The sequence below is a fragment of the Blastococcus sp. URHD0036 genome (assembly GCF_000701365.1).
Classification (GTDB): Bacteria; Actinomycetota; Actinomycetes; order Mycobacteriales; family Geodermatophilaceae; genus Trujillonella.
Genome location: NZ_JNIK01000015.1, coordinates 1 through 15,686, shown reverse-complemented (window position 1 = coordinate 15,686; position 15,686 = coordinate 1). Strand labels below are relative to the sequence as shown.

General features: G+C 75.2%; 12 protein-coding genes. 5 read left to right on the top strand and 7 right to left on the bottom strand.

All coding sequences use genetic code 11. The features are described 5' to 3' along the window. Positions 1-20: 20 nt before the first annotated feature. The gene (locus N555_RS0114260; RefSeq protein WP_029432170.1) at positions 21-2,609 is read right to left on the bottom strand and encodes a LuxR C-terminal-related transcriptional regulator; all 2,589 of its coding nucleotides are present in this window, start codon (positions 2,607-2,609) and stop codon (positions 21-23) included. 388 nt (positions 2,610-2,997) lie between these two features. On the opposite strand from N555_RS0114260, the gene N555_RS27475 reads away from it, so the two are divergent. The 4 genes from N555_RS27475 to N555_RS0114240 all read left to right on the top strand — a co-directional run bounded on the left by N555_RS27475 (position 2,998) and on the right by N555_RS0114240 (position 7,892). Continuing rightward, the gene (locus tag N555_RS27475) at positions 2,998-3,846 is read left to right on the top strand and encodes a hypothetical protein (protein WP_051684080.1); all 849 of its coding nucleotides are present in this window, start codon (positions 2,998-3,000) and stop codon (positions 3,844-3,846) included. Further along, entirely contained in the window at positions 3,843-4,409 is a 567-nt protein-coding gene (locus N555_RS0114250) for an RDD family protein (RefSeq protein WP_081866230.1), read from the top strand. The genes N555_RS27475 and N555_RS0114250 overlap by 4 nt, the downstream gene beginning before the upstream one ends. 137 nt (positions 4,410-4,546) lie before the next feature. After that, on the top strand, positions 4,547-5,347 hold the full coding sequence (locus N555_RS0114245) for an ABC transporter ATP-binding protein (RefSeq protein WP_029432167.1): 801 nt from the start codon (positions 4,547-4,549) through the stop codon (positions 5,345-5,347). Position 5,348: 1 nt separating this feature from the next. Next, the gene (locus N555_RS0114240; protein WP_029432166.1) at positions 5,349-7,892 is read left to right on the top strand and encodes an ABC transporter permease; all 2,544 of its coding nucleotides are present in this window, start codon (positions 5,349-5,351) and stop codon (positions 7,890-7,892) included. A gap of 98 nt (positions 7,893-7,990) precedes the next feature. On the opposite strand, the gene N555_RS0114235 is transcribed toward N555_RS0114240, so the two are convergent. The 4 genes from N555_RS0114235 to N555_RS0114220 form a co-directional block, all read right to left on the bottom strand. Further along, positions 7,991-8,779, bottom strand: coding sequence for an FAD:protein FMN transferase (locus N555_RS0114235; protein ID WP_034510689.1), 789 nt, complete (start codon positions 8,777-8,779; stop codon positions 7,991-7,993). Next, on the bottom strand, positions 8,776-9,261 hold the full coding sequence (locus N555_RS0114230; RefSeq protein WP_029432164.1) for an FMN-binding protein: 486 nt from the start codon (positions 9,259-9,261) through the stop codon (positions 8,776-8,778). The genes N555_RS0114235 and N555_RS0114230 overlap by 4 nt, the downstream gene beginning before the upstream one ends. 5 nt (positions 9,262-9,266) lie before the next feature. Beyond that, positions 9,267-10,667 (bottom strand): ferredoxin reductase family protein, encoded by a 1,401-nt coding sequence (locus N555_RS0114225; RefSeq protein WP_029432163.1) that lies wholly within the window; start codon positions 10,665-10,667, stop codon positions 9,267-9,269. Positions 10,668-10,786: 119 nt separating this feature from the next. Further along, positions 10,787-11,752 (bottom strand): MsnO8 family LLM class oxidoreductase, encoded by a 966-nt coding sequence (locus N555_RS0114220; protein WP_029432162.1) that lies wholly within the window; start codon positions 11,750-11,752, stop codon positions 10,787-10,789. Positions 11,753-11,858: 106 nt separating this feature from the next. Here N555_RS0114220 and N555_RS0114215 point away from each other — a divergent pair, with 106 nt between their 5' ends. Beyond that, on the top strand, positions 11,859-12,662 hold the full coding sequence (locus tag N555_RS0114215; RefSeq protein WP_029432161.1) for an MOSC domain-containing protein: 804 nt from the start codon (positions 11,859-11,861) through the stop codon (positions 12,660-12,662). Between the two features lie 3 nt (positions 12,663-12,665). Here N555_RS0114215 and N555_RS0114210 read toward each other — a convergent pair whose 3' ends face one another. Together N555_RS0114210 and N555_RS0114205 are read right to left on the bottom strand one after the other, a co-directional pair. Beyond that, positions 12,666-14,801, bottom strand: coding sequence for a DEAD/DEAH box helicase (locus N555_RS0114210; protein ID WP_029432160.1), 2,136 nt, complete (start codon positions 14,799-14,801; stop codon positions 12,666-12,668). A gap of 387 nt (positions 14,802-15,188) precedes the next feature. Next, positions 15,189-15,686, bottom strand: a 498-nt coding sequence (locus N555_RS0114205; protein WP_029432159.1) for an amidohydrolase family protein, incomplete at its 5' end; no start/stop codon positions are given.

Genomic DNA, 15,686 nt, shown 5'->3' with positions numbered 1-15,686 from the left:
GATCGCCCCTGCGGGCCCGCTCAGATGACCCCCAGCTCGCGCGCGCGGCGGACCGCCTGGTTGCGGCGGGTCGCCGACAGCTTGCGCAGGATGCTGCGGATGTGCGTGCGCACGGTGTTCACCGAGATGAACATCGTCGCCGCGATCTCCGTGGTCGACAGCATCTCGGCGAGGTGCACGAGCACCTCCCGCTCGCGCTCGCTGAGGTCCTGGACCGGGGGCGCCGGCCGCGCCGGTCCGGGAGCCGCCCCGGCTCCGCGGACGGGCCGGTCGGGGGGCGTGAGGCTCAGCCACTCCGCATGACCACGCAGGTCCGGGTGGGTGCGCAGCAGCCGCCGGGCCTGGAGCGGGGCGTCGAGGAAGGGCCACCGCAGGGTCTCCCGCGCGGCCGCGTCCAGCGCCCGGGACAGCTCGCCCACGGCCGCGGGGACGGCGCCGGCCTCCAGGTGCTGGCAGGCCCGGACCACGCCGCTCTGGACCGCGACGATCGGCGACCCGTCGCGCGCGCCCAGCGGCTCGCGCCGTGGCACCGCCACCGCGGCGGAGTGGTCGAGCAGCGCGGTGGTGGCCCGCCACCGCACGGTCCACCCGGTGTCGTCGTCCGCGGCGTCCAGCACGGCGGTCGCCTCCACGAGACGGCCCCGGGCGAGCGCGATCCGCACGGCCTCGGTCAGCACCTCCTCGCGGATCCACCGCGGCAGGCCGGCATCGAGGACGTGGGGCCGCAGGACGTCCTCGGCGGCGGCGTACTCGTGCCGCACGCGGAGCAGGCAGCTGTCCACCACCGCCAGGAGCGGCGCGGTGAACCGCTCGTCCAGGGACCCCGCCGTCTGCGCGGCGGCACGGTCGGCGCACTCGCGGGCCGCCTCCAGCTCGAAGCGGCCCAGGTGCACCCACGCACGGGCGACCGCCACGGCCGGGCACGGACTGCCCTCGGCGCCGGGCCCGTCGGCCCACCCGGCGGCGGCGTCACGCGCCAGCCGCTCGGCCCGCGACAACCGCCCGGCCAGGGCCTCGAGGAGGGCGAGGTAGGCCACCGGCCAGCCCCGCAGCGGCCGCGACCCGGCCGCGTTCGCCGCCACGGCGGCCGCCCCGAGGTCGGCGAGGAGCACGGGGGTCGGCCGGTCGGAGGCGAGGGTGCGCAGGAAACGGGCCGTCGAGAGGACCGCGGTCATGTCGCGCCGCTCGGCGTCCCGCTCCCGGGGCAGCGCGGCGACGAGGTCGTCGGCGGCGCCGGGGGCGTCCGGCGGCAGGTCGGTCGCCCCCCGGAACGCCGCCCCGGCCACCGACACCACCGCCGCGGTGGCCCGCAGCGCCAGCCCGTTCGCCGGGTCGCCGGCGGCCTCGGTGGCGATCGCGAGGTCCGCCGGCGTGGGCAGGCCGCCGGTGGACAGCGCGGTGGCGGCACGCACGACGACGGCGTCGGGGGCGGCCAGGTCGGCCGGGAGGGCGGCCAGGTCCGGCAGCGCCGCATCGGACCGGTGGGCCAGCGCGTGCCCGATCAGCAGGTCCTCGACGAGGAGGTGCGTGGCCAGCGACCAGTCCCGCGCCGCCACGGCGTGGTGGACCGCCGCCGGCCCGGCACCCGCGGCGTCGTACCAGGCCGCACAGACCCGGTGCAGCCGCGTCACCTCGGTGGGGTGGGCGTAGGCGAGCTGGGCGCGGAGCATCTCCCGGAAGAGCGCGTGGATCCGGAATCCCCCCGGTGCACCGGGTGAGTGCTCGACGAAGGCGTTGGTGGAGGCGAGCGCCGCGAGCACCCGGCGGCCGTTGGGCCGGCCGCCCAGCCGGTCGACCAGGTCCGGCCAGAGCTCGTCGGTCACGCTGACGCGCAGCAGGAACCGGCGCACCCCGGCGGGCTGGTCGCGGAGGACCTCCTCGAACAGGTACTGCGCCACGCTGCCGTCGTCCTGGACCAGCGCCGCGACGAGCTCCTCGGGGGCCATCCCCCGCTTCAGCGGCGCGACGGCGAGCCGGAGGCCGACCGCCCATCCCTCGGTCAGCTCGGCCAGCCGCGCGGCGACGTCCGGGGTCGCCGGCACACCGGCGGCGGCGAGCAGGTCGGCGGTCTCGGTGGGGGTGAAGGCCAGGTCGGCGGAGCGGATCTCGGCCAGCACGCCGGCCAGCCGGTAGGTGTGCAGGGGCAGTTGCGGGTCCGAGCGCGCGCACAGGACCAGGCGCAGCCGGGCACCGGCATTGCGGATCAGCAGGTCTATCGCGCCGGTGATCTGCCGGTCCACCAGGTGGTCGGCGTTGTCGACGACCAGGACCACCGGCCGGCTCTGCGCCATCAGCGCAGCCGCCAGGTGGGGGACGAACGACGCCGGGAGCGACTGCCCGGGCACCGGGCGGCCGAGACCGCCCAGGTCCGCCCCTGCCCGGGCGAGCGCCTCCACCGCGTAGCTCCAGAAGGTGCCCGGGTCGTCGTCGAAGCCGTCGAGGGTCAGCCAGCCGACGTCCCGGTGCTCGGGCCGGGCGTCCCGCCAGGACGCGGCGAGGGCGGTCTTGCCGGCCCCTGCCGGGCCGCTGATCAGCGTGAGCGGCGCCTGCTCCACGGCCGAGGTGAGCGCCGCCAGCAGCCGCGGCCGCCGGCGGGTCGGGGTGGCCACGAGGGCGGGCTCGAGCTTCCCGGACAGCAGGTCGGACCAGCCGCTGGGTTCCGGAGCTCCCGGCTGCGGGCCCCTCGGCCGGGGGACTCCTGGCTGAGGGGTGAGGGACACGGGCTGGGCAGGCATTGCTCGCCTCCGACGTCGGTGGTGCGCTGGCCGTCGGCGGGGTGCCACCGACGGTCCGGTCGATCCGCCCGCTGCCGACGAGACTGGCCCCCACCCGGGGGACGGGTGAGGGTCCTCGTGCCCTGCCGCGGAGCCGTAGGTCACGGGGAAGGCGACCAGGGGCATCGTCTTGCGCGGACGACCCGGCGGTATCACCCGTCGAGGATGAGGAGGCCCCGGCCCCTCCCGGTCGACCATGGCGTCCCCAGGAGCGGGAGGACCCATGAGCCGGACGACGATCCCGGTGCCCGACGTCGTCGGCGACACCGTCGCCGCCATGGTCGCGGTCGTGTCGGTCTCCGCGGTGGTCGCCCGCCTGGTCACCGAGAACGCCGCCCGGGCCGCCCGGATCGCGCTCTCCCGCCAGTCGCACGTCCCCCGCCTGCGGCCGGCGCTGGCCCGGGGGGCGCACACCGCCGCCACCGACGTCCGGACGCTCGGCGCACGCCGCCTGGGCCCGCTGGTCGACGCGCTGCTCCCCCGGGTCGCCGCCGGGGTCATGTCCCGCCTCGACGTGGCCGGGCTGGTGGAGCGGTACGTCGACATCGACCGGATCGCCGGCCGGCTCGACGTGGACGCCGTGGCCGCGCGGCTGGACGTCGACGCCGTGGCCGCCCGCCTCGACGTGGACCGCGTCGTGGACCGCGTCGACATCGACGCGATCGCCGCCGGGCTGGACCTGAACACCCTGGTGGAGAAGGTCGACATCCGCCGGGTGATCGACCGGGTCGACCTGGACGAGATCGTGGCCCGGGTCGACATCGGGCGCGTGGTCGAACGGCTCGACCTCGACGGCATCGTCGCCCGGGTCGACATCGACCGCATCGCCGCCCGGCTCGACCTCGACCCGGTCATCGCCCGCGCCAACGTCGTCGAGATCGCCCGCTACGTGATCGCCGAGATCGACCTGCCGGCGATCATCCGGTCCTCCACCGCGTCGGTGTCCACCGAGGTGGCCCGCGGCGCCCGCGACCAGGGCGCCGACGCCGACCGGGCGGTCGAGCGGATGGTCGACCGGTTGCTGCTGCGCCGGCACGGGCGCCACGACGCCGATCCGGGGGACGCGCCATGACCCGCACCGAACCGCGGCCGGACCTGGGCGCGCCGTCCCCGGATGCCCCCCTCCCCCCGGATCCGCCGGCACCCGCCGGGGACGCCCGCTTCCCCTGGCGCGCCGTCCCCGATCCGGCGCCGGTCGTGCCCTCGGCCCGGGCGACCGCGCACGGCCGCCCGGCCGGCGTCGTCACGCGCGCGGCGGCGAACGTCGTGGACGTGGCCCTCGTGCTGCTCGTCCTCACGCTGGGCTACGCGGGCTGGGCCGGGTTCCGGCTGCTGCTGGACCCGACGGCCTTCCGGCTGTCCGCGCCGGAGTACGAGTGGGTCGTCCTGGCGGTCGGGATCGGCCTCGTCCTGTACTGGACCGTGACCTGGGCGGGGCCGGGGCGCACCCACGGCGACCAGTTCATGGGCCTGCGGGTGGTGAGTCGCGGCGGCGCCCGGCTGCACCCGTTGCACGCGGCCGCGCGCGCGGTCCTGTGCGTCCTGTTCCTCCCCGGCCTCTTCTGGGTGCTGGTCAGCCGACGCAACCTGTCCGTGCAGGACGTCGTGCTGCGGACCGCGGTCGTCTACGACTGAGTCCGCACGAGGCCCATCTCCCACGAGGCCCATCTCCCACGAGTACCACGCGTCCCGAAAGTCCCTGGCCACGGCCGTCGGCGGTCAATAGCGTCGCCCGAGCCGACGGGCCACCCTCGATCCCCAGGAGTCCTCCCGTGAGTTCGTCCCCGCACGCCGCAACGCCCGAGCCCGCCGGCGAGGCCCCCGCCCTCCCCGCCGCCCGGGGCCGCGGGCTGACCAAGGTCTTCGGCGAGGGCGACACCCGCGTCGTGGCCCTCGACTCCATCGACGTCGACTTCGAGCGCGGCCGGTTCACCGCGATCATGGGGCCGTCCGGGTCGGGCAAGTCGACGCTGATGCACTGCATGGCGGGGCTGGACTCGGTCAGCGAGGGCTCGGCCTTCATCGGCGAGACCGACCTCAGCTCGCTCGACGACAAGAAGCTGACGGTGCTGCGCCGCGACCAGGTCGGCTTCGTGTTCCAGGCGTTCAACCTGCTCCCCACGCTGACCGCCCTGGAGAACATCACGCTGCCGATGGACATCGCCGGCCGCAAGCCCGACCAGGCGTGGCTGGACGTCGTCATCGACACCGTCGGCCTGCGGCCGCGGCTGGCGCACCGCCCGAGCGAGCTCTCCGGCGGGCAGCAGCAGCGGGTGGCCTGCGCCCGCGCGCTGGCCGGCCGCCCGGAGATCGTCTTCGCCGACGAGCCGACCGGGAACCTGGACTCGCGCAGCGGCGCCGACGTCCTCGGCTTCCTCCGCCAGTCGGTGCACGACATGGGGCAGACGGTCGTCATGGTCACCCACGACCCCCTGGCCGCCGGCTATGCCGACCGGGTCCTGTTCCTGGCCGACGGCCGGATCGTCGACGAGATGCTCGCGCCGACCGCCGACCGGGTCCTGGAGCGCATGAAGGCCTTCGACCCCGAGACCTCGGCGGCGGGGACGCACTGACATGTGGCGCACCACCTGGCGGAACCTGCTCGCGCACAAGGTGCGCCTGCTGCTCTCCGGTCTGGCGATCGTGCTCGGCGTGGCCTTCGTCGGCGGGACCCTGATCTTCACCGACACCCTCAGCAAGACCTTCAACGACCTGTTCACCAGCACCTCGGCCGACGTCAACGTCGCCCGCGCCGCCGCGTTCGAGCAGGGGCTCGACGGCACCGGCGCCGGCGGCGCCACCAGCTACGTCCCGGCCGGGGTCGTCGACGAGATCGCCGACGTCGAGGGGGTCGCCGCCGTCGAGGGCTACGTGCAGGCCGAGGGCGTCTACATCCTCGACCGCGACGGCGACGTGCTCGACACCGGCGGCGCGCCGGGCCTGGGCATCAACTGGAACACCGAGCCCTCGGTGTCGCCCAACACGCTCGTCGACGGCCGCGCGCCGGAGGGCCCCGGCGAGGTGGCGATCGACACCAACGCCGCCGAGGAGACCGGCTACCAGATCGGCGACACCATCCCGCTGCTCACGCCCGGGCCGCGGATCGAGGCCGAGCTCGTGGGCACCTTCCGGTTCGGCGACTCCGGCGGCCTGGCCGGCGCGACGCTCACGGCGTTCGACACCGGGACCGCGCAGGAGCTGCTGACCGAGCCCGGGCAGTTCAGCGGCATCGGGGTCGCGGCCGCGGCCGGCGTGGACGACGACGAGCTCGCCGCGCGGGTGGCCGCCGCGATCGGGGACGACTACGACGTCAAGACCGCTCAGGAGCAGGCCGACAGCCTGGCCTCGGACTTCGGCGAGGCCCTGTCGTTCTTCAACGTCTTCCTGCTCGTCTTCGCCGGCGTCGCGCTGTTCGTCGGCGGGTTCATCATCGTGAACACCTTCTCGATGCTGGTCGCCCAGCGCACCCGCGAGCTGGCGCTGCTGCGGGCCCTCGGTGCCAGCCGCGCCCAGGTGACCCGCTCGGTGCTGGCCGAGGCGCTCGCGATGGGCGTGGTCGGCTCGACCGTGGGCCTCGCCGCCGGCTACGGGATCGCCGCCGGTCTGCGCGCGCTGTTCGGCTCGTTCGGGCTGACGCTCGACGGCAGCCTGGTCTTCGCGCTGGACACCGTGCTGTGGTGCTACGCGATCGGCATCGTCGTCACGGTGGTCGCCGCCTACGTGCCGGCCCGGCGGGCCGCCCGGACGCCCCCGGTCGCCGCGATGCGCGACGACGTGGTGACCTCCGAGCGCGGCCTGCGCCGCCGCACGGTCCTCGGCACGGTGCTGACCGTCCTCGGCGCCGCGGCGCTGGTCGGCGGCACCCTCACCGACGACGGCGGGAACGCTGCCTCCCTGGTCGGGCTCGGCGCGCTCCTGCTCATCCTCGGCGCGACGGCCCTGAGCCCGGTGCTGGCCCGGCCGTTCCTGCGGGTCGTCGGCGGGGTGCTCCCCCGGGTCTGGGGGACGACGGGGCGGCTCGCCCGCGAGAACGCCGTCCGCAACCCGCGGCGCACCGCCGCCACCGCCTCGGCCCTGATGATCGGCCTCGCGCTCGTGAGCGCGTTCAGTGTCATCGGGGCGTCGACGAACAAGAGCGTGGACGCGCTCATCACCGGCTCGGTGCGGTCGCAGTTCGTCGTCTCCAGCGCCGTCGGCCTGCCGTTCAGTCCCGACGTCGCCGCCGCCGTGTCCGGCACCGACGGCGTCGAGGACGTGACGCAGATGCGCTTCGGCCAGGTCCAGCTGGACGGCGACACCAGCTTCGTCACCGGGATCGACCCGGCCGGCCTGGGCCGCAGCATCGACCTGACCTTCGTGGACGGGTCGGCCGAGGGCCTGTCCGGCGACGGCCTCGTCGTGGACGAGGGGACCGCGGAGAGCCACGGCTGGTCGGTCGGCGACCCGGTCCAGGCGCTGAGCGTCGACGGGCGGGAGCGCGAACTCACCGTCGGCGGCATCTTCGAGTCCAACCAGGTGGTGGGCTCCACGCTGGTCTCCCTGGACACCCACGCCGCGCTGGGCGGGACCGACCAGGACCGCTTCCTGTACGTGGACCTGGCCGGCGGGACGTCGCCGGACGAGGTCCGGCCGGCGCTGGAGGAGGCGCTCGCGCCGTACCCGGTCGTGGACCTCAAGGACCAGGGCGAGTTCCGGGACGAGCAGAAGGGCCAGGTCGACCAGCTCCTCCTGCTGATCAACGCCATGCTGGTGCTGTCGGTGATCATCGCGGCGCTCGGCATCGTCAACACCCTCGCGATGTCGGTGATCGAGCGGACCCGCGAGATCGGGCTGCTGCGCGCCGTGGGTCTCGGCCGTGGCCAGCTGCGCCGGATGGTGCGGCTGGAGGCGGTCGCGATCTCGATCTACGGCGCGGTGCTCGGGCTGGTGCTCGGCACCCTCTTCGGCGTGGCGCTCAGCCGTGCGCTGTCCGAGGAGGGCATCAGCGAGCTCGCCGTCCCGGTCGGCCGGATGGCGATCTTCCTGCTCGTCGCCGCGCTGATCGGTGTGCTGGCCGCCGTCGGCCCGGCCCGCCGGGCGGCGAAGCTCAAGGTGCTGGACGCCATCGCCCGGGCCTGATCCTCGGCCGCCACTCCCCTCCCCGGCGGAGCGTTGTCCCTGGACCGGCCATCCCGACCACGGGTGTGGCCGGTTCCGGGACAACGCTGACTGTTGTCTCAGCCGGCCGCCCTCGTGACCGGCTCCACGAGGGTGGTGGAACCGTCGTCCCAGACCACCAGACCGGAGCGGCCCGGCCGGGTCTCCAGCCACCGCGCCGCCTCGGGACCGCGCGCGTAGGCCGCCGTCGCGTCGATGTCGGCCCAGGTCAGCGAGCCGGCGACCACCGTCACCGACGCGACGGCCTCCGGCGGCCGGCCGGTGCGGCCGTCCACGACGTGCGCGCCCCGGTGGGTCGCGCCCGAGGTGGCCACGGCGCCGGTGAGCACCGGGACGACGGCCAGCACCCGCCGCGGGTCGGCCGGGTCCTCGATCCCGATCCGCCACGGTGCGCCGTCCGGGTCGACGGTGCGGCAGGTCATGTCGCCGCCGGCCGACAGGCACCAGTCGGTGTCCGGCAGCTCGGCCAGCGCCGCGGACGCCCGCTCGACGGCCCACCCCTTGACCACACCCGTGGGGTCCAGCCGCACGCGACCGTCGGCACCCGGGCGGCGGACGGAGAACGCCCCGCCCGAGGCCCGTTCCGCCTCGGCACCGAGGTCGAGCACCTCCGCGACCTCGACCGGGCAGTCCTCGACCCCGATCTCGCCGCGGGCCAGCCGGGAGACGTAGGAGTCCGGCCGGTAGGTGCTGAACACCCGGTCGGCCTCGCGCAGGACGGCCAGCGCCCCCGCCCACGCATCCCGGGCGAGCGCGTCGTCGCTGTGCTCGCCGCGCAGCGCCAGGCTCACCGGCATGCCCATCAGGTGCTCGACGCGGCGGGAGATCGGCCGCGGGGTGGCGGTCACAGCCCGGCCTGGTCGAGCGCACTCTGCAACGAGTCGAGGTAACCGTTGCTGGTCACCGTCGCCCCGCTGACCATGTCGATGCCCGCGCCCTGGGCGGCGAGCGTCTCGCGCACCAGGATCGGCAGGGCCCGGGCGTTGATCTGCTGGTCCCTGCCGTTCCCGTCCGGGTACCGGACGACCGAGACGTCGGTGATGGTGCCGTCCTGCACGGTCAGCTGGACCTGCACGGGCCCCCACCGCGTCGAGGCCGCGTCGCCGGTCACGGTGACCGGGTCCGCTCCCCCGCCCGACGTCGCCGAGCCCGACGAGCCCGACGACGACGACCCCGACGACCCCGACCCCGACGACGCCGTCCCCGTGACCGGCTCGACCACCGAGGAGTCGCTCGTCGCCGACATCCGCGACGAGGTGGAGGTGGAGTAGCCGAAGACCAGCACCAGCACGGTCAGCGTGCTCATGACCCAGAGGACGATGCGCCGCATCCCACTCACCACCCGAAGCTCTCGACGTGACAACGATCGGTGGGCAGGCCGGCGTCGGCACACGACCGGCGGACGGCATCGGCCCAGGGGTCGGGCCCGCAGACGTAGACGTCCCGGTCGGCGAGGTCCGGCACCCAGTGCGTCAGCAGCGCGGCATCGGGGGCACGGCTGCCGACGTCGGGCAGCCACGACCCCGTCGTCCGCCGGTGCCCCGGCAGCCAGAGCACCTGCAGCCCCCGCTGCGCCGCCAGGGACTCCAGCTCGTGCCGGAACAGCGGGTCCCCCGAGTAGCGGTGCAGCAGCACGGCGTCGCCGGGCGCGTAGTCCAGACCCTCGGCGAGCGCGCGCAGCGGGGTGATGCCGATGCCGGCCCCGATCAGCGCCACCCGCGGCCGGGTCCGCGCCCGAGGGGACAGCCGGCCGTGCGGCCCCTCCACGAGCACGCGGGTGCCGGGGCGCAGGTACTGCAGCTCCGCGGTCCCGTCCCCGACGACCTCCACGGTGATCCGCAGGTCCCGGCCGTTCGGCGCTGCCGACAGCGAGTAGGGGTGCGACCGGGACCAGCCGTGGCCGGAGAGGAAGCGGAAGCCGTAGAACTGCCCGGCCTCGCCGGGCACCCGGCCGGCCCGCCCGGACATGTACACGCTCACGACGTCGGCGGACTCGGCGACGACGGCGGTGACCCGCAGACCCGCCCGCGCCGTCCGCCACAGCGGCAGCGCGACCCGCCAGACGAGCACCGCACCGGCCGCGGCGCCGTAGAGCCCCCACCAGAAGACGGTGCGGCCGAGGGAGCCGACGAAGTCCTGCCCCGTCCACAGCTGGTGCGGCAGGGCCAGGCCCACGCCCAGGTAGGCGTACAGGTGCAGCAGGTGCCACGACTCGTAGCGCAGCCGGCGCCGCGCCGCGCGCACGCTCGTCACGACCACCAGCACCAGGCAGGCGGTTCCCGCGACGGCCAGCAGCATCCCCGGGTAGTGGGCGGTCAGGTCCCACAGCGTCGCCGGCGTCCGGCGCAGCTCGCCGGCGGCGTAGCCCCACGTGATGAGGACGGCGTGGGCAACCACCAGGTCGAACGAGGTGAAGCCCACCCAGCGGTGGATGCGGGCGAGCCGGTCCTGGCCGTACGCGCGCTCGAGCACCGGGACCCGCGCCATGAGCAGCACCTGCACGAGCAGCAGGAACGCGGCCAGCAGGCCGGTGAGCCGGCCGGTGGACTCCAGTCCGGAGGACCAGCTCCCGAGCTCCTGGACGCCACCCCCGGTGGTCCACCAGTACGTGACGAGCAGCACCCCGGCCCACAGGACGACGGCCCCGCCGAGCCGGACCACCCCGTCGGTCCGCGCACGGGTCCCCGGCACGGTGGCGGGCACACGTCCGGGAGCGGGCGGGGCGAGGGCGGTCATCTGCGGCCGTCCGACCGGTATCGGTGCTCCACGTCGTCCTCCTGAGGGGCGGGGAGCACCACTCTCGCGGCGCCGCCTCCGCCGTTCCCGCGAGCTGACTGTGAGTCGGCTGGGAGCGGTCAGCGGAGTGCGGCCAGCGCGGCGTCCGAGGCGGCGAGCGCCGCCCGGTCGAACGTGGCGCCGCTGGCGAGCAGCTCGTCCGCGCCGGTGCGCTCGGCGAGCTGCTCGAGACGGCGGCGCACCGTCGCGGGACTCCCGGCGGTCACGGCGGCGAGGCCGCGCTCCACGCGGTCGGCGTCCTGGTCGTCCCAGCGCCGGCCGCGGATGGCCGGTACCGGCTCCAGGACGTCGAAGACCCCGGTGCGCCGCGAGCGGACCATCGCCCACACCTCGGGCAGCGCCAGCTCCCGCGCCTCGGAGTCGGTGTCGGCCACCAGCACGTCGAGGGACACGGTGACGTGCGGCCGGCTGCCCCGGTGCGGCCGGAAGTCCCGGCGGTAGGCCGCGAGCACGTCCTCGAGCTCCGGCGCGGAGAGCACCGGCCCGCCGAGCACGACCGGGAGGCCCAGCCGGGCGGCCACCTCGGTCCCCCGGCCGGTGGCCAGGACGAACAGCGGGACCGCGCCGTCGGCCGCCGGCCGCGCGGTGACCGGTGCGGTCGACTCCAGGTAGGCGCGCAGCTCGGCGACGTCGTCGGCGAAGGTGTCCGGCTCCTGACCCGACCGGCGCAGCGCGCGGCGCACCGGCGGGGTGAAGCCCAGGGAGCGCCCGAGGCCGAGGTCGATCCGGTCGGGGTACAGCCCGGCCAGCATCAGGAACTGCTCGGCGACCACGAGCGGCTGGTGGTTGGGCAGCATCACCCCGCCCGAGCCGAGCCGGATGCCCGCCGTCCGCGCGCCGATCGCCGCGAGCAGGACCGCCGGCGACCCGGACGCGATGCCCGGGACGCCGTGGTGCTCGGCCACCCAGAAGCGCTCGTACCCCAGCCGCTCGGCGGCGACGGCCCGCTCCACCGTGTGCCTCAGCGCCGCCCCCTCCGGGGAGCCCGCGCGGGTGCGGGAGCGGTCGAGCAGCGAGAGCCTCACCCCGCAGGCAACCCGCGATGCGCCGTCGGCCTTCCGGGGTGCGCTGCGCGGCAGCGGCCGGCGCTCCCTAGGCTCGGTGCTCCACCAGCCCTCGGATGGGAGACCCATGCCCGTCGTCTCGAGCCTGTCGACGACGCCCGTGAAGGGCACCGCGCTGCACTCCCCCGCCGGCGTGACGCTCACCCGGGACGGCGTGGCCGACAACCGGCGCTTCCACCTCGTCGACGGCCGCGGCCGGCTGTTCAACGGCAAGCACCACGGTCCGCTGGTGCGGATCCGCGCGGAGTACGACGACGGCCGGCTCACCCTGCGACTCCCGGACCGGGAGCCGGTGACCGGGACGGCGACCGAGCTGGGCGAGGCCGTGGTCACCGACTTTTACGGGCGGCCGGTCCCCGGGCACCTGGTCGAGGGCCCGTTCTCGGCGGCGCTCGGCGAGTTCGTCGGGGAGCCGGTCTCGCTGGTCGCCCCCGACGTCGCCGGTGCCGCCGTCGACGTCCACCCCGTGACGCTGGTGTCCGCGGCGACCGTGGCGCACCTGCGCAGCGTCACCCCCGGCGGCGAGGCGCTGGACGCCCGGCGGTTCCGGATGCTCGTCGAGGTCGACGGCGTCGGCGTGCACGAGGAGGACTCGTGGGTGGGCCGGCGGGTCCGCCTCGGCGGGGCGACCGTCCGGGTCGTGGGGCCGGTCCCCCGCTGCGTCGTCACCAACGAGAACCCCGACACCGGGGTCGTCGACTTCAACACGCTGAGGTCGATCGTCCGGTACCGCGGCGAGCTCGAGTCCCAGCTCGGCACCCCGGTGGCCCACCTGCCCGACGGCGGCAAGGTCGTGTTCGGCCTCTACGCCACCGTCGAGGAACCCGGCGACATCGCCGCCGGCGACGACGTCGAGCCGCTGGAGGGCTGAGGGTCAGGCCGCCTCGCGGGCCTCCAGCGCGTCGGTCAGCATCGCGACCAGGGCCTCGAGCTGGACGTCGGCGGAGGAGAAGACCTCCTCGTCGGAGCCGTCGAGCGCCCGGGCGGCGAGGCCGGCCTTGCTGTCGATCAGCTCGGCGATCCGGGAGTCGATGGTCTGCGCGGCGAGGATGCGCCAGGCCGTCACCGGCTCGGTCTGCCCGATGCGGTGGCTGCGGTCGATGGCCTGGGTCTGCTCGGCGTCGGTCCAGGAGAGCTCGGCGAGCACGATGTTGGACGCCACCTGCAGGTTCAGCCCCACACCGGCGGAGGTGAGCGAGCAGACGGCGACCGCGACCTCCCGGTCGTTGACGAAGGCGTCGATGTTGCGCTGGCGCACCGTGGGCGTCTGCTCGCCGCGGATCGAGGAGTACCGGATCCCCAGCTTGGTGAAGGTCTCCTCGGCGGTGTCCATGACGTCGATGTGCTTGGCGAAGAACACGACCTTGCCGGCGCTGCGGGCCAGTTGCGCCGCGTAGTCGGCGGCGAGGCCGGCCTTCGCCTGACCGATCCGCCGCATCATGCTGAAGACGTTTTCGCCCGTCGTCTTCGTGCTCGTGTCCTTGAGCTCCCAGCCGGCCACCCGGCGGACCAGCTCGCGGTCGATGCCGACGACGTCGTCGGACGACGCCCGCGCCGCGAGCGCGCTCTCGTACCGGGAGACCAGCCGCCGCGACAGCTCGCGCTCGGCGGCCCGGATCGACCGGCCGGCCTTGTCGTCGAGCTCGACCGGGAGGTCGGCGATGCGGCGGGCGGGGATGTCGGCGGCGACGTCGACCTTGCGGCGGCGGACGATGCCGGTGTCGATCACGCACTGCCGCGCGGCCGGGTAGAAGGCCGGGTCCGCGGGCGTCAGGCCGGTGTCCTCCAGCCGCTCCATCAGCCCACCCAGCGGCTTGGAGTCGTCGATCCAGCCGAGGAACTGCCAGATGGCCCGGAAGTCGTCGATGTCGTTGATCAGCGGCGTGCCGGTGAGCGCCATGAGCAGCGGGCGCGGGGCGCGGGCCCGGATCCGCTCGGAGAGCTCGAGCACGTGCTGGCTGCGCTGGGAGGTCCGGTTCTTGATGAAGTGCGCCTCGTCCACGACCATCCCGCGGAAGCCGAAGGTGCCGATCCAGCCCACGTGCCGGTCCAGCACCTCGTAGTTGACGATCACGATGTCGGCGAACGCGTCGATCGTCTCGCCGTTGCCCTGGATCACCGTCGCCGGGCGGTGCGGCACCCAGCGGCCCGCCTCCCGCGCCCAGTTGGTCTTGACCACGTTCGGCACGACCACGAGCAGCGGGTAGGCCTGCGCCACCTCGGCCGCGAGCAGCGACTGGGCCGTCTTGCCCAGACCCGGCTCGTCGGCGAGCAGGAAGGTGCGGTGCCCGGCCGCGGCCGCCGCGACCAGCTGCGCCTGGTGCGGCATGAGCTCCAGGCCCGGCGGCAGGATCCGCGGCGACGGCTCCGGCAGCGCCATGCAGGCGGGCGCTCCGCCGCCGGCGCGCTCGAAGGAGTTGAACAGCGGCTCGAGCAGCTCCCAGCCGGCGAGGCGGCGCGGCCGCACCGGCGCGGGGCGGGCGGCGGAGAAGTCGGGGGCCAGGAAGGGGTTGGCCAGCTGCCGGGAGACGACCGACTGGGGCACGACCCGGCGCTCCGGGACGGCGGGTGCCGCCGGCGCCTCCGGCTCGGGGACCTCCTCGATGACCGGCTCGACCCCACCGGCGCGCAGCATGTCCCGGGCCAGGGCCCGTGCCGCGTCGGAGACGACGGCGTCCTCGGACAGCAGCGCCAGCAGGCCCGCCTCGCGGACGGCGGTGGTGGCCAGGATCGTGGCGATGCCGTCCAGGCGCTTGAGCTGCTCGGTCCGGCGGGCGTCGCTGCCCGACCCGTCGGCCCGGACCCGCGCGCGCTCCTCCCGGAGCATGAGCGCGATCGCCTGGAACTTCGTGCGCACCTCGGGTGTCACGCGGCCACGCTGGGCGGCCGCCTCCACCTCGCGGACCGCGCGCGCGAGCACCGAGCCGACGTCGGTCGGCTGGCGGTCGCGCCGCTGGTTCCGCGGGGCCGCACGGCGAGCGCCCGTCGGGCGCTGCCCAGGTCGGGCCACGTACTCCTCCTTCGAACTGCCGGGCGGCGACCGCGGCGACGTGCCGCGGCCTTTCCTCCCGTCGGGACATGACGTCCCGCTCCTGCGCCCCGGGTACGGGACGACGGCCGGCCACCAGGTACCGCGACCCGGCGACCCGGCCCACCCCCCGGAGGGACCGGACCCGGAGTCGGCGCCGACTCCGCCGCTGCGGCGCCGTGCTCGGGAGCCTGTTTCCGACAACGCGTGCACGGGTGCACGACTTCCGCCGTCGGAGCGGCGTACCCGCAGAGGATGCCCTGATGGTGGCAGCCGTATGCACCATCATGTCGCACCCCATCCACGACACGACCCCCCCTGCCACTCGGCAGAGGGGGTCGTGTCGTCCTGGACGCCCGGAGAGAGAGCTCAGCGGGCGCGCTGACGCAGGTCGTACAGCCGGCGCCACTCGTGCTTGGAGCGGATCTCGGTGTCCACGTCGGGGCTCAGCGCGCGCAGGGCGCCGACCGTGGCGTCCTCCTTGGCGATGTGCGTGAACGGGTCGAGGCCGAAGAAGCGGGTGGTGTTCTGCCAGAGGATCTGGTGCATCTCGTCGTCGGGGACCCCGGCGCCGGCCATCTCGGCGTGCACGTACTCCGGGGCGTTGGGCCAGATGGCGTCGGAGTGGGGGTAGTCGCACTCCCACGCGATGATGTCGACGCCGATGTCGTGGCGGACCTTGAGCGCGGTCGGGTCGGTGACGTAGCAGGCCAGCGAGTGCTCCTTGAAGATCTCGCTGGGCAGCTTGCCCTTGAAGTCGTGGCCGAGCCAGCGCTGGTTGGTGTAGTGCCGGTCGCAGCGGTCCAGGTAGAACGGGATCCAGCCGATGCCGGCCTCGGACCAGGCGATCTTCAGGTCCGGGTACTT